Origin of the sequence: Actinacidiphila paucisporea, assembly GCF_900142575.1 — a bacterium.
Lineage (GTDB): Bacteria > Actinomycetota > Actinomycetes > Streptomycetales > Streptomycetaceae > Actinacidiphila > Actinacidiphila paucisporea.
The window spans coordinates 500,593-517,935 of sequence record NZ_FRBI01000002.1 but is presented as its reverse complement, the minus strand read 5'-3'; the positions used below and the strand labels follow the sequence as shown (position 1 = coordinate 517,935).

Genomic DNA, 17,343 nt, shown 5'->3' with positions numbered 1-17,343 from the left:
CGCCCGCGCGAAACCTGATCCCCGGAATTCCGCGTCCGGAGGGCGCCCGTGATCTTCTACGCTGGGCCGACCCGCCCGGACCCTCGCGCGGGCGTCTTCCGGAAGGCAGCCGCGGGTGACCCTGCTCGAAGCGCGTATGAGTTCGACCTTCTTCCGCGCGACGCTGGCGCTCGCCGTGGTCTTCGTCATGCTGGCCACCACCGGGTGGACGGCGGTACGCCCGGACGGCCCGGCCGACGCGCGGACCGCGGCGGTCACCGCATGGCTGCGCGCCACCGCCGGCGGCCGCCGGCTGCCCGACCCGGACACCGCGCCGGCCGGCGCGGTCGCCCGCTTCTTCGCCGCGCTCACCCGCCCGCAGGCGCTGCGCCTCACCCGCCGCTTCCCGCTGGTCGTCGGCAACCTCGACGGGGTCCCCCTCGCGCTGCGCTACCAGGCCAACCGCCTGGCACTGGTCAAGGCCCGCATCGACGAGCTGGCCCGCGCCTCGGGGAACACGCTGACGCCGGCCGGCCGCAGGGACGCGGGACGCCGGGCCGCCCGCTACGCCTCGCTGCTCTCCCGCCACCGGCAGATCCTGGCCTTCGACCCCAGCGGCGCGGGCCTGGCCGCCGAGGTCCTCGGCAACCTGACGACCGCGACGCGGGTGGCGGTGGTGGTGCCCGGCGTGGACACCAACATCCTCACCTTCGAGCGGGCCGGGAAGGCGTACTCCGCCCCGGCCGGCATGGCCCGCGCCCTCTACCGGCGGGAGCGGGCCGCCGAGCCCGGCGCGAGGACCGCGGTGATCGCCTGGGCCGACTACGTGACCCCCAGCGGCGTCGGCCTCGACGCGTCCACCGCGAACCTGGCCGAGCACGGCGCCGTGCGGCTGCTGGCCCTGCTCAGCGCGCTGCCCCGGCGGCAGCGGGTCTCGCTCTTCTGCCACTCCTACGGTTCGGTGCTGTGCGGGGTGGCCGCACCGGGCCTGGCCCCGGGCCAGGTCGCCGACATCACCGTCTTCGGCAGCCCGGGGATGCACGTGCGGCGGGCCTCGCAGTTGCACACCACGGCGAACGTGTGGGCGGCCAGGGACAGCGGCGACTGGATCGAGGACGTCCCGCACCTCGAATTCGCCGGCCTCGGCCACGGTACGGACCCGGTCTCGGCCAAATTCGGCGCCCGCGTCGTGAGCGCCCGCGGCGCCGCCGGCCACCCGGGCTACTTCGCGCCGGGCACCGCGAGCCTGACCAACTTCACCTCCATCGCGCTGGGCTCCTACGCGACCGTCACCTGCGACGGGGCCCCCTCCGCGGCGTGCACCGCCGGGCTGGCCTGACAGGGGCGGGGACGCACCGCGCGGGGCCGGTCACCGGGGGCGCGGCCGCGCGGGGGAATAGGCTGGCCGTATGGGCGATGTGCTGGCCGGAAGCAATGCCGTATGGGAGTTCGAGCCCGACGCCGTCGTGATCCGGTACAGCCGGGGGGCCCGGGGGGCGCGGCTGCTGCAGGTGCTCGGGGAGCGGCGGGTGCCGCACGCCGCGCTGGCGTCCGTGGACCTGGCGGACGGGCGCCGCGGGCATGTCATCCTGCGCGCGGCACCGCGCCCGGCAGCCGATCCGCTGATCGAGGCGGCCGGCGGGCAGTTGAAGGACAGCGCGGACCCCTACCGGCTCATCGTCCCGGAGGAGTTCAGCACCCTGGCCGAGTATTACCGCGACGAGCTGCGCGCGAGGATCGGCGGTGGCCCGGCCGACGACCTGCCGGGCAGGTTCCTGGTCGAGGCGCCGTCACCGCCGCTGTCCTTCAAGGCCTATGACGGCAAGGCGCTCTTCGACGGACGCACCGTCAGCTTCCGCTGGTTCTGGACCGGCGCGTCCTCGGCGAAGTGGAAGGCGGGCGACCAGAGCTTCCCGGTCGAGGAGCTGAGCGGCGTCGACTGGCGCTCCCCCGAGATGCTGCACGGCTACCTGCGGCTGCTGCGCAGGAACGGCGGCGGCCCCCCGCCGGGTGAACCCGACCAGGACCCCGCCGCCGTCATCTTCGGGCTCGGCTACGGGCCCGTGCACGAGTCGCTGCCCTTCGCGGCGGCGGTGCTGTCCGCGATCCGGGCCGTCCGCGTACGGCAGCAGCCGTAAGGGCCGCTACTCGCGCGCCGCGGCCGTCGTGCTCATGTCCGGGTAGCGGTCGCCGAGGACCCGTGCCGCGATCGGCTCCAGCTCGGCCAGCTCCGCCGCGTCCAGCGTGATGCGGGCCGCCGCGACGTTCTCCCGTACGCGGGCGGCGCGGCGGGTGCCGGGGATCGGAACGACGGGCAGGCCGTGCACCTGGGCCCGCTGGTGCACCCAGGCCAGCGCGATCTGCCCGGGGGTGGCCTCGTGGGCCGCCGCGATCTTGCGGACCGGCTCCAGCAGGTCCGCGTTGTGCCGGGCGTTGGCGCCGGTGAAACGCGGCTGGTGGCGCCGGATGTCGCTCTCGGACAGCTCGCTGCCGGCGTCCTGGAAGGCACCGGTCAGGAAGCCGCGGCCGAGCGGCGAGTACGGCACGAAGGCCACGCCGAGCTCCGCCGCCGCGCCGACCACCGACCGCTCCACGTCCCGGCTGAAGAGCGACCACTCCGACTGGACCGCGGTGATCGGGTGCTGCGCGTACGCCTCGCGCAGCTCCGCGCCGGTCACCTCCGACAGGCCCAGGAAGCGCACCTTGCCCGCGGTCACCAGCTCGCCCATCGCGCCGACCGACTCGGCCAGCGGCACCCGCGGGTCGCGGCGGTGCATGTAGTAGAGGTCGATGACGTCGACGCCGAGCCTGCGCAGGCTGGCGTCGACGGCCTGCCGGATGTACGGCGGGTCGTTGCGGATCGCCCGGTAGGACGGGTCGTCGGGCCTGCGCTCGTTGGCGAACTTCGTCGCCAGGGTGATCTCGTCGCGGTGCGCCTTGACGAAGGGCGCGAGGAATTCCTCGTTGGCGCCCTGGCCGTACATGTCGGCCGTGTCGTAGAGGGTCACCTCGGCGTCGAACGCGGTCTCCAGCGTCTCGCGGGCCGCGGCCTCGTCCGTGTCGCCGTAGAACTCGCTGATTCCCATGCAGCCCAGGCCCTGGACGCCCACCACGGGCCCGTCCTTGCCCAGTCGTACCGTCCCCATCAGATCAGCCGACATCACGCGCCTGTCCTCTCCGGCGCCTGCTCGGCGCCCGCATACGTCCCGATCTTGTAATCCAGCACCGTCAGGGTGTCCTGCAGCTCGGCGATCCGCTGCACCACGTCGGTCCTGGTCGCCTCCAGCAGCGCCTTGCGCTGCGGCTCGGTGCGCTTGCCCTCCCTGACCAGCTCGGCATACGTCACCATGTCGGCGACCGGCATCCCGGTCAGCCGCAGCTTGCCGACGAAGGCCAGCCAGTCGAGGTCGCGGTTGCTGAAGCGGCGCTGGCCGGTGTTCGAGCGGTCCACGTGCGGCATCAGCCCGATGCGCTCGTACCAGCGCAGGGTGTGCGCGCTCATCCCGGTGAAGGCGGCGACCTCGCTGATCGTGTACTGGTCCCTGCCGTCGGGCCGCGGATGCGTCTCCTCCGTCACGCACAGCGCGGCCGGAACGGTTTGCTGGTTCACCATCTGCACGACCGTCATGGTCACCACGCTAAGACCTTGGAGCGCACTCCAGGCAAGTGCAGGCCATTAGGCTCACCATATGGACAGCCTACGGTTGATCGATCAGTGGCCGGTTCCGCACGCGGCGGCGGTCGTCGTCCGCGGGGACGGCACGGTGGCGGGGTCGTACGGGCCGCAGGACCACGCCTTCGCGCTGGCCTCGGTGACCAAGCCGCTCACCGCCTACGCGGCGCTCATCGCATACGAGGAGGGCGTCTTCGAACTGGACGACCCGGCCGGGCCCGACGGCTCCACGGTCCGCCACCTGCTGGCCCACACCTCCGGACTGGCCTTCGACGAGCACCGGGTGCAGGCCGCGCCCGGCACCCGGCGGATCTACTCGAACGCCGGGTTCGAGGTCCTCGGCGACACGATCGCCAAGGCGGCGGGCATGCCCTTCGCCTCCTACCTGCACGAGGCGGTGCTCCAGCCGCTGGGCATGACCGGCACCACGCTCCCGGGCTCCCCCGCCGCGAGCGGGATCTCCACCGCCGCGGACCTCTCGCGCTTCGCGGCCGAGGTGCTGGCGCCGCGCCTCCTGCACGCGTCCTCCGTGGCCCTGGCCTCGGAGGTCGCCTTCCCCGGGCTCCGGGGCGTGCTCCCCGGCTACGGCCTCCAGGACCCCAACGACTGGGGCCTCGGCTTCGAGATCCGCGCCCGCAAGTCCCCGCACTGGACCGGCGCCCGCTCCTCCCCCGCGACCTTCGGCCACTTCGGCCAGGCCGGCACCTTCCTGTGGTTCGACCCGGCCGCCTCCGCGGCCTGCGCGGTCCTCACCGACCGCGCGTTCGGCCCGTGGGCCCACCCCCTGTGGCCCGCCCTCACCGACGCGGTCCTCGCCGACTTGTCGGCTTAGTGGAGTTCCCCCCGCCCCAGGCCGAAAGGGGCGCGGGGGACTGCGCGACAAGCCACCCACCGGGGGACGGTCTCGGGGCGCGGGGAAGGGGTGCCCACGGGGAGCCCCCCTACGAAAAAGCCGGCTCCGACCGCATGGACCAGAAGAGATACTCGGCGCCGCCCGCCGCGTGCAGGGAGAGGGCCGGCTCCCCGGTCGCCCTGGCCGCGTCGCCCGGGTGGAGCGCGGAACCGTCCAGCCGCACGGTCCCGCGGAGCACGTGGAGGTAGCAGAAGGCCCCCGGCGGCAGGGTGAGGTGCTCGGGGCCGAGGGGGCGGCCCGCCCACAGCGCGGCGGCCCCCTGCCGCAGGCGCAGCGGCGGGGTCGCGTCGGGCGCCCCGGACGCCAGCAGCGTCAGCCCCGGCCCGGGCGGTACCGGGGCGGTCACCGCCGCGTAGTCGGGGCGCGCACCGAAGACCTCGGGGTGCAGCCACATCTGCAGGAAGCGCAGCGTCGACCCGCCGACGTTGCGCTCCACGTGCCGCACCCCGCTGCCGGCGCTGAGCCACTGCGCGTCGCCGGCCCGCAGCCGCGCGACGCGCCCCTCGCCGTCCCGGTGTTCCAGCTCGCCCTCGATCACCCAGGTGACGATCTCGGTGTCGCGGTGGGTGTGCTCGGCGAATCCGGCGCCCGGCGCGAGCCGCTCCTCGTTGCACGCGACGAGCAGCCCGAACCGTATGTTCGCGGGGTCGTAGAAGCCGGAGAAGGAGAAGGCGTGCCGGGTGTCGACCCCGGCTTCCGGCTCCCCGCCGGCGTAGCGGTCGGCGGCCCGCCGCACGTCGATCATGCCTCTACGGTAGACGGCCGGAACGCCGGCGGCCCGACGCCGGGGAGGCGGAAAAAACCGACCCCATAGGCTTGGCTTCGTGCCGAACGCCTCTCAGTCACCGCAAACCCCCGCCGAACCCGGTCGCGGGGAGCATTCCGCGACGCTGCGCCGACTGGAGAAGTCCGCCGGGCGGCTGGCCGCGAACGCCATCGCCCGGATGGACGCGAATCTGCCGTGGTACCGGGCGATGCCGCCGGAGAACCGCTCCTGGATCGGCCTGGTGGCGCAGGCCGGCATCGCGGCCTTCACCGAGTGGTTCCGGCACCCCGAGGCGCCGCAGGCGATCAGCACGGACGTCTTCGGCACCGCGCCCAGGGAGCTGACCCGGGCGATCAGCCTGCGGCAGACCGTGGAGATGGTGCGGACCACGATCGAGGTGATGGAGGCCGCGATCGACGAGGTCGCGGCGCCGGGCGACGAGGCGGTGCTGCGCGAGGCGCTGCTGGTCTACGCGCGGGAGATCGCCTTCGCCACCGCGCAGGTCTACGCGCAGGCCGCGGAGGCGCGCGGCGCGTGGGACGCCCGGCTGGAGTCGCTGGTGGTCAACGCGGTGCTGTCGGGCGAGGCCGACGAGGGCGTGCTGTCGCGGGCGGCGGCGCTGGGCTGGAATTCGCCGGACAAGATCGTCGTGGTGCTGGGCAACGCGCCGAGCGGGGACAGCGAGCTGACCGTCGAGGCGATCAGGCGGGCCTCGCGGCACGCGAAGCTGCAGGTGCTGACCGGGGTGCTGGGCGAGCGCCTGGTGGTGGTGGCCGGCGGCGACGACGATCCGCTGCGGGTCGCGAAGGCGCTGATCGGCCCGTTCGCGGCCGGCCCGGTGGTGGCCGGCCCGGTGGTGGGCGACCTGCTGTCGGCGACCCGCTCGGCGCAGGCGGCCGCGGCCGGGCTGCGGGCCTGCCACGCGTGGCCCGACGCGCCGCGCCCGGTGTCGTCCGACGATCTGCTGCCGGAGCGTGCGATGGCGGGCGACCGCCATGCGCGTGAGCAGTTGGTGGAGGAGATCTACAGGCCTCTGGAAGAAGCGGGCTCGGCGCTGCTGGAGACGCTGAGTGTCTATCTGGAGCAGGCGTCGTCCCTCGAAGGGGCCGCCCGTATGCTGTTCGTCCACCCCAATACCGTCCGCTACCGGCTGCGACGTGTGACCGATGTCACCGGCTGGTCACCCTCCGACGTGCGTTCGGCGTTCACCCTGCGCATCGCCCTCATCCTGGGCAGGCTGTCCGACGCGGGGCGGCGCGGCTGACCGTTTGTGGGACACCCACAAATCACCTGACAGTTCTTGGTCCCTGTCCCCACGGGCGGTCATCCCCGCCCGCGAGAGAGAGTGTGAAGGTGCTCGTACTCGTCGCTCCCGGCCAGGGCGCACAGACGCCCGGCTTCCTCGCCCCCTGGCTCGAACTCCCCGGCGCCGCCGACCGCCTCGCAGGCTGGTCGGCCGCGGCGGAGCTGGACCTCGCCCGTTTCGGCACGGTCGCCGACGCGGACGAGATCCGCGACACCAAGGTCGCGCAGCCGCTGCTGGTCGCCGCGGGACTGCTGTCCGCCGGCGAGCTGGGGCTGACCCCGGACGTGGTCGCCGGGCACAGCGTCGGCGAGATCACCGCGGCCGTGCTGGCCGGGGTGCTGTCCGCGCAGGACGCGATGACCTTCGTGGCGGCCCGCGGCCGCGCGATGGCCGACGCGGCCGCGGTGACGGCCACCGGCATGTCCGCGGTGCTGGGCGGCGACCACGACACGGTGGTGGCCCATCTGACCGCTCTGGGGCTGACCCCGGCGAACGTGAACGGGGCGGGCCAGATCGTGGCGGCCGGCACCCTGGAGCAGCTCGCCGCACTCGCCGAGGACAGGCCGGAGAAGGCGCGGGTGGTCGCGCTGAAGGTGGCGGGCGCCTTCCACACCGCCCACATGGCCCCCGCGGTCGCGACGCTCGAGGCGCTCGCGCCCTCGCTGACCGTCTCCGACCCCGCGCTGCCGTATGTTTCGAACGCGGACGGGCAGGCGATCGACAGCGGCGCTGACGTCGTACGCCGGCTGGTCGCACAGGTGTCCAATCCGGTGCGCTGGGATCTGTGCATGGAGACGTTCAAGGAGCGCGGGGTCACCGCGATCATCGAGGTGTCGCCGGGCGGCACGCTGGTGGGTCTGGCCAAGCGGGCGCTGCCCGGGGTGCGGACGCTGGCGCTGAAGACGCCTGACGACCTCGACGCGGCCCGCGCGCTGGTGGCCGACGTGGCGGCGCAGGCCGCGGCCGAGGACGCCGTCGTACCGCAAGCCACACCCGAACAGGAGCCGTTGCAGCGATGACAGCGAAGATCAGCCCGAGCAAGGGCTCCCCGTACGCACGCATCCTCGGCGTCGGCGGCTACCGTCCCACCCGGGTGGTGCCCAACGAGGTGATCCTGGAGCACATCGACTCCAGCGACGAGTGGATCAGGTCGCGTTCGGGCATCGCCAGCCGGCACTGGGCGGGGCCGGACGAGACGGTGGCGGAGATGTCCATCGCCGCCGGCGGCAAGGCCATCGCGGACGCCGGGATCAGCGCCTCCGACATCGACGCCGTCATCGTGGCGACCGTCTCGCACTTCAAGCAGACCCCCGCGGTCGCCACCGACATCGCGTACCGGATCGGCGCGGGCAAGCCGGCCGCCTTCGACATCTCCGCGGGCTGCGCGGGCTTCACGTACGGCCTGACCCTCGCCAAGGGCATGGTCACCGACGGCAGCGCGGGACACGTGCTGGTGATCGGCGTGGAGCGGCTGAGCGACCTGACGGACCTGGAGGACCGCGCGACGGCCTTCCTGTTCGGCGACGGCGCCGGCGCGGTCATCGTCGGCCCGTCGAAGGAGCCCGCCATAGGCCCGACGGTGTGGGGTTCGGAAGGCGACAAGTCGGAGACGATCAAGCAGACCGTGTCCTGGGAGGTCTACCGGGACACGCCCGCCGAGCAGGTGCGCTTCCCGGCGATCACCCAGGAGGGCCAGGCGGTCTTCCGCTGGGCGGTCTTCGAGATGGCCAAGGTCGCCCAGGAGGCACTGGACGCCGCGGGCATCACCGCCGACCAGCTCGACGCCTTCATCCCGCACCAGGCGAACATGCGGATCATCGACTCGATGATCAAGGCGCTGAAGCTCCCCGAACATGTCGCGGTGGCCCGCGACGTGGAGACCACCGGCAACACCTCCGCCGCGTCCATCCCGCTCGCCATGGAGCGGCTGCTCGCCACCGGCGAGGCCAAGAGCGGGGACACCGCCCTGGTCATCGGCTTCGGGGCGGGTCTGGTCTACGCGGCGACTGTGGTTACTCTCCCCTAGTCACACACCCTCGCGGCGCCGCAGTCCCGCCCGCCGCGCCATCGGTTACACATCAAGGAGCGCCGTAAACAATGGCCACCCAGGAAGAGATCGTCGCCGGTCTCGCCGACATCGTCAACGAGATCGCCGGCATCCCCACCGAGGACGTCAAGCTCGACAAGTCCTTCACCGATGACCTGGACGTCGACTCCCTGTCGATGGTCGAGGTCGTGGTGGCGGCCGAGGAGCAGTTCGGCGTGAAGATCCCGGACGACGACGTCAAGAACCTCAAGACCGTCGGCGACGCGGCCGACTACATCCTCAAGGCCCAGCAGGCCTGAGGCCGCCGGCCGAAACGATCCCTCGGCGCGTGACCGCGGGATCGGCTACCGGGACGACGCGTCTGTCGCCCGCCCTTCTAGACGTGGAGAGACAATTCCTGTGAGCCCGACCAATCGCACCGTGGTCGTCACCGGTATCGGAGCAACCACACCGCTGGGTGGCGACAGCGCGTCGACCTGGGAGGCGCTGCTGGCCGGCCGGTCAGGTGTGCGCCCGCTCGAACAGGACTGGGCCGCCGAACTGCCGGTGCGGATCGCCGCGCAGATCGCCGTGGAGCCCGGGGAGATCCTGCCCAGGCCGCTCGCCCGCAAGCTCGACCGCAGCGCGCAGTTCGCGCTGATCGCCGCCCGTGAGGCGTGGGCGGACGCCGGTTTCACCGCGAAGGCCGGTGACGACCCGGCGGTCGACCCCGACCGGCTGGGCGCGGTCGTCGCGTCCGGCATCGGCGGTGTCACCACGCTCCTGGGGCAGTACGACGTGCTCAAGGAGCAGGGCGTACGCAAGGTGTCGCCGCACACCGTGCCGATGCTGATGCCCAACAGCCCGTCGGCGAACGTGGGCATCGACATCAACGCGCGGGCCGGTGTGCACACCCCCGTCAGTGCGTGCGCCTCGGGCGCCGAGGCGATCGGCTACGCGGTCGAGATGATCCGCACCGGTCGCGCCGACGTGGTGGTGGCCGGCGGCACCGAGGCGGCGATCCACCCGCTGCCCATCGTCGCCTTCGGCAACATGATGGCGATGTCCAAGAACAACGACAACCCGCAGGGCGCCTCGCGCCCGTACGACGCCGGCCGGGACGGCTTCGTCCTCGGCGAGGGCGCGGGCGTGGTCGTGCTGGAGTCGGTCGAGCACGCGAGGGCGCGCGGCGCCCGGGTGTACGCGGAGGTGGTCGGCCAGGGCATCTCGGCCGACGCGCACCACATCACCCAGCCGGAGCCGACCGGCCGCGGTATCGCGGCGGCCCTCCAGCACCTGCTGGACGGCTCGGACCTCAAGCCGGCCGAGATCGTGCACGTCAACGCGCACGCCACGTCCACCCCGCAGGGCGATGTGGCGGAGATCAAGGCGCTGCGCGCCGTTTTCGGCGACGACGTGGACCACATGGCGATCTCCGCCACCAAGTCCATGACGGGCCACCTGCTGGGCGGCGCCGGCGGTATCGAGACGGTCGCCTCCGTGCTGGCCCTTTACCACCGCCTCGCGCCGCCGACGATCAACCTGGTCGAGCGGGACCCGGAGGCGGACGCCGACATCGTCGGCGACAAGCCGCGGCCGCTGCCCGAGGGCACCATCGCGGCCCTGAACGACTCCTTCGGCTTCGGCGGACACAACGTCGTCCTGGCCCTGCGCAGCTTCGAGAGCTGACCGCCTCTCCCCGCGCCCCCCAAAGGGGCGCGGGGAGGGTACCCCCAGGCGAAGCTCTGGGGGAGAACTGCGCGACAAGCCACAACGACGGCCGCAGCCAAGCAACGCCACCGCAAGGGGCACGCACCCCCAGTCAGGCCCAACTGGCGAAGTACCCGGCTGCCATGTCCTCGCCGCCGTGGCCCTGGTCGGCGGCGCGCTCGAAGCGGGCCGCGGCGGCCGCCGCGAGGTCCATCCGGGCGCCGGCCGCCTCGCCGGCCGCCACGATGAGCCGCAGGTCCTTGGCGGCGCCGTTGACGGTGAAGTTGGGCGTGAAGTCGCCGCCCAGGATGGCCGCGGCCTTCATCCGCAGGTAGGGCGTGTCCATCGAGCCGCCCTCGATGGCCGCGAAGAAGGTGTCGGGGTCGACGTCCAGGGCCTTGGCCAGGGCCAGTGTCTCGCCGGTGGCCGCGGTCAGGGCGAGCACCCAGTTGTTGAGCACCAGCTTGAGCCGGCTGGCCGGCCCGTCGGCCGCGTCCCCCGGCAGCCAGATGGTCCTGCTGCCGACGGCGTCGAAGACCTGGTCGGCGACCGGCCGGGCCGCGTCGGGTCCGGCGGCCAGTACGGTCAGCTCCCCGGCGTCGGCGACCGTGCGGGTGCCCAGGACGGGCGCGTCGACGAAGAGCAGGCCGCGCTCGGCGGCGCGGGCGGCCAGATCGCCCTGTGCCTCGGGCCCCACGGTGCCGGTCTGCAGCCAGACCGCGCCGGCCTCGAAGGCGTCGGCTGCGGCGCCGACGACCTCCAGGGTGGCGGGCCCGTCGAGCAGCATGGTGACGACGGCGTCGGCGCCGCGTACGGCCTCCGCGGGGTCGGTGACGACGGTGACGCCGTCGGCGGCCAGCGGCCGGGCGCGGGCCGGGGTGCGGTTCCAGGCGCGGACGTCGTGGCCGGCGGCGGACAGGTTGCGGGCCATCCCGGCGCCCATGAGGCCGGTGCCGAGGACCGCGACGGTGAGAGAGTCGGACATGACGGCAGGTTACGTCCGACCGGGCGACATCGGCGCGGGCTGAACGCGTGTCAGGCGGCGGGCCCGTCAGGTGGCGTGCGTCAGACGACCTGGTGCAGCCAGCGGACCGGGGCGCCCTCACCCGCGTAGCGGAACGGCTCCAACTCGTCGTCCCACGGCTTGCCCAGCAGCCGGGACAGCTCGCTCTCCAGGTCGGCCTCGCCGCCACGGGCCCGCTGCATGGCGGCGCGCAGCCGGTCCTCGGGGATCAGGATGTCGCCGTGCATGCCGATGACCGCGTGGAAGATGCCCAGTTCGGGCGTGGCGCTGTAGCGCTCGCCCTCGGCGCCGGCCGACGGCTCCGCGGTGACCTCGAAGCGCAGCAGGTGCCAGCCGCGCAGCGCGGACGCCAGCTTGGACGCAGTGCCGGGTTCGCCCTGCCAGGAGAACTCGGCACGCCAGGTGCCCGGCGCGGCGGGCTGCCGGATCCAGTCCAGGCTCACGCGCACGCCGAGGACGCCCGCGACGGCCCATTCGACGTGCGGGCAGAGCGCGCGCGGTGCGGCGTGCACGTACAGAACACCACGTGTCGTCACCGGTACCTCCAGTGTGGGACGAGGTTCGCCTTCCCCAGCGGCCTCAACACCCGAACCGGCTGCTCCCGGGGCAACATGAGAGACATTCTGCACTATTCGCGGCAAACAGGACAACAACTGACGGTTTGACGCCCGGTCGCGGCCGACCTCCCGTCACATCGATCCGGGTCTCAGGGAAAAGCTACCCTGCGGCGTCTCCCGGAGCGTGACGTACCGTCGGGCTGTTACCGGATGTCACCCGCTCGTCGGAGGGAAGAGCCGTATGCGACCGCTGCTACGACGCGGCCTGTCACTGGCCGTCGGTGCCGCTCTGCTGGGCGGATGCGTCTCCGGGTGCTCCTCCGGCGGCGCGCCGGACGGCGAGCGGGCGCCCACGGCCGGGTCCCCCACCGCACACACCTCGCATTCCGCGCGCAAGGCCGTGCCCGCCGCCCCGGCGGCCCCCGCCCGGCCGTGGAACGTGCACCCGGCGTCGGTGGCCGCCCTCGGCGACTCCATCACCCGCGGTTTCGACGCCTGCAAGCCGCTGTCCGACTGCCCCGACGTGTCCTGGTCGACCGGCTCGCGTACCGGCGTGGCGAGCATCGCGCGCCGGCTGACCGCGACCGCGCCCGCCACCCGCAGCTGGAACCTGGCCGGCACCGGCGCCCGGGTCGCCGACCTGCCCGCCCAGGCGCGGGCGGCGGCCGCGCACCGGCCGGCCATGGTGACGGTGCTGATCGGCGGCAACGACGCCTGTACGTCGCGGCCCGGCACGATGACCTCGGTCGCGCGCTTCCGCAGCGACTTCGCCGCCACGATGGCGTATCTGCACAGGACGCTGCCGGCCACCCAGATCCTGGTCGCCAGCATTCCCGACCTCCAGCGGCTGTGGTCGGTGGGCCGGTCCAACGTGCTGGGCAAGGAGGTCTGGAAGCTCGGCCTGTGCCCGTCCATGCTCGCCGACCCCGACTCGCAGAGCCCGTCGGCCACCTCCCGGCGCACCGCGGTCCGCAACCGCGTCATCGCCTACAACGGGGTGCTCGGGCAGGTCTGCGGACAGTACGCGCGCTGCCGTTACGACGGCGGCGCGGTCTTCGACTACCGCTTCGGGAGCGACGAGCTGAGCACGTGGGACTGGTTCCACCCGAACGAGAAAGGCCAGATGCAACTGGCCGCGCTCATGGCGGCGGTGGCCTTCCGGCCGGCCTCGTGAAGGCCCTTCCCATGCGGACAGAAGCTGACCGCATGGGGTCATAGCGTGTGCTTCATGGACACCACGAAGGAACTCGCTCCGGACTCCTCGCCCGCCGGACTGCCCGGCCGCTGGCTCGGCTACACCGCGGTGCTCGCCGCCAGCGTCATGGACCTGCTGGACTCGACCATCGCGAACGTCGCGGCACCCTCGATCCGCAGGTCGCTCGGCGGCTCCTACGCCGACCTGCAGTGGATCGCCGCGAGCTACACCCTGGCGATGGCCGTCGCCCTGCTCGTCGGCGGGCGGCTCGGCGACATGTTCGGCCGCAAGCGGGTGCTGCTCACCGGCATGGCGGGCTTCGTCCTCGGCTCGATGATCTGCGCCACGGCGCAGAACCCGTCGATGCTCATCAGCGCCCGCCTCGTGCAGGGCGCCTTCGGCGCGGTGATGATCCCGCAGTGCTTCGCCATCCCGCGGGAGATCTTCTCGCCGCAGGAGGTCAAGAAGGCGTGGGGCATCTTCGGCCCGCTGATGGGCCTGTCCGCGGTGCTCGGCCCGGTCGTCGCGGGAGTCCTGATCCACGCGGACCTCTTCGGCGCCGGCTGGCGGATGATCTTCGGCATCAACCTGCCGATCGGGCTGGCCGCGCTGGTGACCGGCTGGAAGTTCCTGCCGGACGTCGCGCCCGCCGCCCGCGGTGTACGGCTCGACGCACTCGGCGTGCTGCTCGCCGGCGGCGGCGCCTTCCTGCTGGTCTTCCCGCTGGTCCAGGGCCGCGAACTGGGCTGGCCCGGCTGGACGCTGGCGATGCTCGCGGTCTCGCTGCCGGTCCTCGGCGTCTTCGCCCTGCACCAGGTGCGCCGCAGCCGCGCCGGGCTCAGCCCGCTGGTCGAGCCCAGCGTCTTCCGCAAGCGCTCCTACGTCTCCGGCGTCGCCTTCGCCATCGCCTTCACCGCGTCCATGGGCGGCATGATCCTCACCCTCGGCGTCTTCCTCCAGGTCGGCCTCGGCTACACCGCCCTGCACTCGGCCCTCGCCACCGCGCCCTGGGCGGTCGGCGCGCTCTTCGGCTCCGCCGGCGGCGCGATCTTCATGGGCCGCCTGGGCAGGAAGGTCCTGCACATCGGCCTGCTGCTGATGGGCGCCGGCGTCCTCGGCCTCTACGCCGTCCTCCAGACCTCGGGCGCCGGCCTGACGGCCTGGCAGCTGCTCGCCCCGCTGGTCGTCGGGGGCGCCGGGATGGGCATGATCTTCGTCCCGCTCTTCGACATCATCCTCGGCGGTGTCGAGCCCCACGAGATCGGCTCCGCCTCGGGGACGCTGCAGGCCGTGCAGCAGCTCGGGATGACGCTGGGCATCGCCGCCCTGGGCACGGTCTTCTTCGACATCCTGGGCCGCGGCCACTCCGGCGCGGCGGTGGACGCGGCGTCCGCGACCGCCCTGTGCACGGCCGGCCTGATCGCCGTGGCCTTCGTCCTCGGCTTCTTCCTCCCCCGGGCGGCCCGCCCGGACCTCCCCGAGCCCGCCCCGGAACCGGCCCGTACCGACCTGGCCACGGTCTGACCCCCGCGTCCCCGCCGCGGGACCGGCCCCACCCGCGCGCGGGTGGGGCCGGTCCCGCGGCGGCGGTGGGCCCTAGGCGTCCCGTCCGGGGAGGGTGAGGGTCAGGGGGCCCGCGGTGAGGTGCGCGGGGCCCGGCGGGAGCGGGGGGAGGCGGACGGTGGTCTCGGCCACCGCACCGGGGGCCGCGGTGACGGAGGCGAAGCCGACCAGGCCGGAACCGGCGAGGTAGAGCTGGACGACCTGCCGCCCGGTCCGGTGTCCGACGTTGCGGACCCGCACCGTGACGGACGTCGAGGGGTCCGGCCCCGCGGCCAGCTCCTCGTAGGCCCACGAGGTGTAGCCGAGTCCGTGCCCGAAGGGATACGCCGGCTCCGGCGCCCCGCGCCGCTGCCAGGCGCGATACCCCACGAAGACCCCCTCCTCGTACGTGAGCACCCCGGACCGCGGCTCGACCTCGGTGACCGGCGCGTCGGCGAGCCGGACCGGCCAGGTCGTGGGAAGCCGCCCGCCGGGCTCGGCGGCACCGAGCAGCACGTCCGCGAGAGCGGCCCCGCCCTCCTGCCCGGGGAACCAGCAGACCAGCACCGCGGCGACGTCCTCGCGCCACGGAAGCTCCACCGGGGCGCCGGAGTTGACGATGACCACCGTGCGCGGGTTGGCGGCGGCGACGCGGGCGACGAGTTCGTCCTGCCGTCCCGGCAGCCGCAGGTCCCGCCGGTCGAAGCCCTCCGACTCGACGCGCTCGGTGGTGCCGACCACGACCACCGCCGTGTAGGCGGCGCGCGCCGCGGCGACCGCCTCGGTCAGCAACTCCTCCTCGTCGCGCTCCGGTTCACCGTGCAGCAGGCTGCATCCGATGGCCTGGACGGGTAGTTCCACGCCCTTGGACGGCGCGTGGAGCAGGCTCACCGCCACCGGCTCGCACGCCGCGAGCCGCACGGTGCCGCGCTGCGTCGGCGTACCGAAGAAGGCCTCGAAGGGGTCGGAGTGCGGGTCGGACTGCGGCCCGTCGTAGAGGACCTCTCCCGCCACCGTGAGGGTGAAGTGCCCGGTGCCGCGGGTGCCGAAGCGGTGGGCGCCGCTGGCCGTGGGGGTGAAGGTGCCGCACACGTCGACGGTGTGCACCTGCTCGTAGTCCACGCCGGGCGGCATCTCGCCGAACCACTGCACCTGCCCCGACGGCAGCTCCTCGGAGCCCAGTTCGCGCCCGTCCGCGGCGCGGGCGACCGCCCGCAGCGCGAACCCGGCCGCGGCGGGCGCCAGTTCCTCGCTGGGGTCGGCGCCGAGGGCGTAACCGAGCTGTACGCCCGCGGGCAGCGCGACCCGCATCGCGTCGAGCAGCGAGACCACGTGTCCTGGGAAGACCTGCGCGGATCCGCCGCCCAGGATGCGCGGCTCGCGCGCGGCGGCGCCGATCAGCGCGATGCCGCCGTGCACGGCGGCGGTGTCCAGCGGCAGGACCGGGGCCTCGTCACGTACCTCGTTGCGCAGCAGCACGAAGCCGCGGGCGGCGACCTCCCGGGCGAGCGCGTCGCCGTCGATCCACGCGGGCCGGTCGGCGGGCGCGACGGCGGCGGGGGCCCCGTCGAGCAGCCCGACCCGGGCGGCCAGCCGCAGCACCCGGCGGGCGGCGGCCTCCACCAGCTCCTCGGGCACCTCACCGGCCCTGACCGCGGCGGCCAGCGCCTCGCCGTAGACGCTGTGCGGCCCCGGCATGGCCAGGTCCAGCCCGCCGCGGATCGCGCCGACGGTCGAGCGGGCGGCCAGCCAGTCGGAGACGACGACGCCGTCGAAGCCCCATTCGCCGCGCAGCACCCCGTTGACCAGCTCGGCGTGCTCGGTCATGGTGACGCCGTTCACCGCGTTGTAGGCGGCCATGACGCCCCACGGGCGGGCGTCGGCGACGATCATCTCGAACGGTCGGAGGTACAGCTCGCGCAGCGCCCGCGGGTCGATGCGGTTGTCAACGGTGAAGCGGTCGGTCTCGGCCTCGTTGCCGACGAAGTGCTTGACCGTGACGCCGACCCCGCCGTCCTGCACCCCGCGCACATATCCGGTGCCGATCGCCCCGGTGAGCAGCGGGTCCTCGCTGTAGGCCTCGAAGTGCCGCCCGCCCAGCGGGCTGCGGTGCAGATTCACCGTGGGCGCCAGCAGCACGTGCACGCCCTTGCGGTGGGCCTCCTGCGCCAGCAGCCGGCCCGCCCTGCGGGCCAGCTCCGGGTCCCACGACGCCGCCAGCGCGGTCGGGCTCGGCAGCGCCACGGACGGTTCGTCGGCCGCCCAGCGCCTGCCGCGCACACCGATGGGACCGTCCGACATCACCAGCGAGCCGAGACCGATCGCCGGGAGGGCCGGCAGCGACCACATGTCCTGCCCGGCCAGCAGCCGCGCCCTGTCATCGAGCCCGAGCGTACGCAGCGCGGCCTCCACGGCCCGCTCGCGCTCGGCGTCACCCGCGTCGACGGTCATCGCCCCATGCTGGACCGGTGGGGCACCGGTGCGCCCTCCCTACCGTAGGTATAGATGCGAATCCGTGATCTTCGCCTGCGGCGAGCTCGGCGATCTCTCGGGCCCCAGCCCCGTCCTGCCCCGTGCCCAGCCGCGGCCCACTGCGGCTGGGCGCTCCGTTCTCCCCCAGCGCTTCGCCTGGGGGTACCCCCGCCCGCCCCT

At 73.7% G+C, this 17,343-nt stretch carries 16 protein-coding genes; 10 read left to right on the top strand and 6 right to left on the bottom strand.

What is annotated here, in order from left to right; translation table 11 throughout:
* Nucleotides 1-115 precede the first annotated feature (115 nt).
* Together BUE44_RS05380 and BUE44_RS05375 are read left to right on the top strand one after the other, a co-directional pair.
* Nucleotides 116-1,318: an alpha/beta hydrolase gene (locus BUE44_RS05380; RefSeq protein ID WP_407639998.1), complete on the top strand. Its 1,203-nt coding sequence runs from the start codon at nt 116-118 to the stop codon at nt 1,316-1,318.
* Between the two features lie 70 nt (nt 1,319-1,388).
* Nucleotides 1,389-2,117 (top strand): DUF4429 domain-containing protein, encoded by a 729-nt coding sequence (locus BUE44_RS05375; protein ID WP_079189498.1) that lies wholly within the window; start codon nt 1,389-1,391, stop codon nt 2,115-2,117.
* 6 nt (nt 2,118-2,123) lie between these two features.
* Here the strand turns inward: BUE44_RS05375 and BUE44_RS05370 are convergent, their stop codons facing one another.
* Nucleotides 2,124-3,140, bottom strand: a complete 1,017-nt coding sequence (locus BUE44_RS05370) for an aldo/keto reductase (RefSeq protein WP_073494221.1) — start codon at nt 3,138-3,140, stop codon at nt 2,124-2,126.
* The gene (locus BUE44_RS05365; RefSeq protein WP_235001925.1) at nt 3,140-3,592 is read right to left on the bottom strand and encodes a MerR family transcriptional regulator; all 453 of its coding nucleotides are present in this window, start codon (nt 3,590-3,592) and stop codon (nt 3,140-3,142) included. The genes BUE44_RS05370 and BUE44_RS05365 overlap by 1 nt, the downstream gene beginning before the upstream one ends.
* A gap of 76 nt (nt 3,593-3,668) precedes the next feature.
* On the opposite strand from BUE44_RS05365, the gene BUE44_RS05360 reads away from it, so the two are divergent.
* A complete protein-coding gene (locus BUE44_RS05360) occupies nt 3,669-4,484 on the top strand; it encodes a serine hydrolase domain-containing protein (protein ID WP_073494219.1) in 816 nt (271 codons plus the stop codon).
* A gap of 109 nt (nt 4,485-4,593) precedes the next feature.
* Here BUE44_RS05360 and BUE44_RS05355 read toward each other — a convergent pair whose 3' ends face one another.
* On the bottom strand, nt 4,594-5,310 hold the full coding sequence (locus BUE44_RS05355) for a pirin family protein (protein WP_073494217.1): 717 nt from the start codon (nt 5,308-5,310) through the stop codon (nt 4,594-4,596).
* A gap of 79 nt (nt 5,311-5,389) precedes the next feature.
* On the opposite strand from BUE44_RS05355, the gene BUE44_RS05350 reads away from it, so the two are divergent.
* The 5 genes from BUE44_RS05350 (at nt 5,390) to fabF (ending at nt 10,352) form a co-directional block, all read left to right on the top strand.
* Complete coding sequence (locus BUE44_RS05350; RefSeq protein ID WP_073494215.1) at nt 5,390-6,595, top strand: PucR family transcriptional regulator; 1,206 nt, start codon at nt 5,390-5,392, stop codon at nt 6,593-6,595.
* A gap of 89 nt (nt 6,596-6,684) precedes the next feature.
* Nucleotides 6,685-7,656: an ACP S-malonyltransferase gene (locus BUE44_RS05345; protein WP_073494590.1), complete on the top strand. Its 972-nt coding sequence runs from the start codon at nt 6,685-6,687 to the stop codon at nt 7,654-7,656.
* Nucleotides 7,653-8,663 (top strand): ketoacyl-ACP synthase III, encoded by a 1,011-nt coding sequence (locus tag BUE44_RS05340; protein WP_073494214.1) that lies wholly within the window; start codon nt 7,653-7,655, stop codon nt 8,661-8,663. Before BUE44_RS05345 ends, BUE44_RS05340 begins: the two co-directional genes overlap by 4 nt.
* A gap of 71 nt (nt 8,664-8,734) precedes the next feature.
* Entirely contained in the window at nt 8,735-8,983 is a 249-nt protein-coding gene (locus BUE44_RS05335) for an acyl carrier protein (protein ID WP_073494213.1), read from the top strand.
* A gap of 100 nt (nt 8,984-9,083) precedes the next feature.
* Nucleotides 9,084-10,352 (top strand): beta-ketoacyl-ACP synthase II, encoded by a 1,269-nt coding sequence (gene fabF / locus BUE44_RS05330; RefSeq protein WP_073494211.1) that lies wholly within the window; start codon nt 9,084-9,086, stop codon nt 10,350-10,352.
* Nucleotides 10,353-10,485: 133 nt separating this feature from the next.
* Here fabF and BUE44_RS05325 read toward each other — a convergent pair whose 3' ends face one another.
* Nucleotides 10,486-11,358: an NAD(P)-dependent oxidoreductase gene (locus BUE44_RS05325; protein WP_073494209.1), complete on the bottom strand. Its 873-nt coding sequence runs from the start codon at nt 11,356-11,358 to the stop codon at nt 10,486-10,488.
* Nucleotides 11,359-11,438: 80 nt separating this feature from the next.
* Entirely contained in the window at nt 11,439-11,933 is a 495-nt protein-coding gene (locus BUE44_RS05320) for a DUF3145 domain-containing protein (protein WP_073494207.1), read from the bottom strand.
* A gap of 262 nt (nt 11,934-12,195) precedes the next feature.
* On the opposite strand from BUE44_RS05320, the gene BUE44_RS05315 reads away from it, so the two are divergent.
* Nucleotides 12,196-13,128, top strand: a complete 933-nt coding sequence (locus BUE44_RS05315) for an SGNH/GDSL hydrolase family protein (RefSeq protein WP_073494205.1) — start codon at nt 12,196-12,198, stop codon at nt 13,126-13,128.
* Between the two features lie 54 nt (nt 13,129-13,182).
* On the top strand, nt 13,183-14,673 hold the full coding sequence (locus tag BUE44_RS05310; RefSeq protein ID WP_073494588.1) for an MFS transporter: 1,491 nt from the start codon (nt 13,183-13,185) through the stop codon (nt 14,671-14,673).
* Nucleotides 14,674-14,745: 72 nt separating this feature from the next.
* Here BUE44_RS05310 and BUE44_RS05305 read toward each other — a convergent pair whose 3' ends face one another.
* Nucleotides 14,746-17,142: a glycoside hydrolase family 3 protein gene (locus BUE44_RS05305; protein WP_073494204.1), complete on the bottom strand. Its 2,397-nt coding sequence runs from the start codon at nt 17,140-17,142 to the stop codon at nt 14,746-14,748.
* Nucleotides 17,143-17,343: the final 201 nt, after the last annotated feature.

Bases quoted from the DNA above. Each gene is read 5' to 3' on its own strand.
- BUE44_RS05375 (WP_079189498.1), top strand. From the start codon at position 1,389: ATGGGCGATGTGCTGGCCGGAAGCAATGCCGTATGGGAGTTCGAGCCC.
- BUE44_RS05370 (WP_073494221.1), bottom strand. From the start codon at position 3,140: ATGTCGGCTGATCTGATGGGGACGGTACGACTGGGCAAGGACGGGCCC.
- BUE44_RS05365 (WP_235001925.1), bottom strand. From the start codon at position 3,592: ATGGTGAACCAGCAAACCGTTCCGGCCGCGCTGTGCGTGACGGAGGAG.
- BUE44_RS05360 (WP_073494219.1), top strand. From the start codon at position 3,669: ATGGACAGCCTACGGTTGATCGATCAGTGGCCGGTTCCGCACGCGGCG.
- BUE44_RS05355 (WP_073494217.1), bottom strand. From the start codon at position 5,310: ATGATCGACGTGCGGCGGGCCGCCGACCGCTACGCCGGCGGGGAGCCG.
- BUE44_RS05340 (WP_073494214.1), top strand. From the start codon at position 7,653: ATGACAGCGAAGATCAGCCCGAGCAAGGGCTCCCCGTACGCACGCATC.
- BUE44_RS05335 (WP_073494213.1), top strand. From the start codon at position 8,735: ATGGCCACCCAGGAAGAGATCGTCGCCGGTCTCGCCGACATCGTCAAC.
- BUE44_RS05325 (WP_073494209.1), bottom strand. From the start codon at position 11,358: ATGTCCGACTCTCTCACCGTCGCGGTCCTCGGCACCGGCCTCATGGGC.
- BUE44_RS05315 (WP_073494205.1), top strand. From the start codon at position 12,196: ATGCGACCGCTGCTACGACGCGGCCTGTCACTGGCCGTCGGTGCCGCT.
- BUE44_RS05310 (WP_073494588.1), top strand. From the start codon at position 13,183: ATGGACACCACGAAGGAACTCGCTCCGGACTCCTCGCCCGCCGGACTG.
- BUE44_RS05305 (WP_073494204.1), bottom strand. From the start codon at position 17,142: ATGACCGTCGACGCGGGTGACGCCGAGCGCGAGCGGGCCGTGGAGGCC.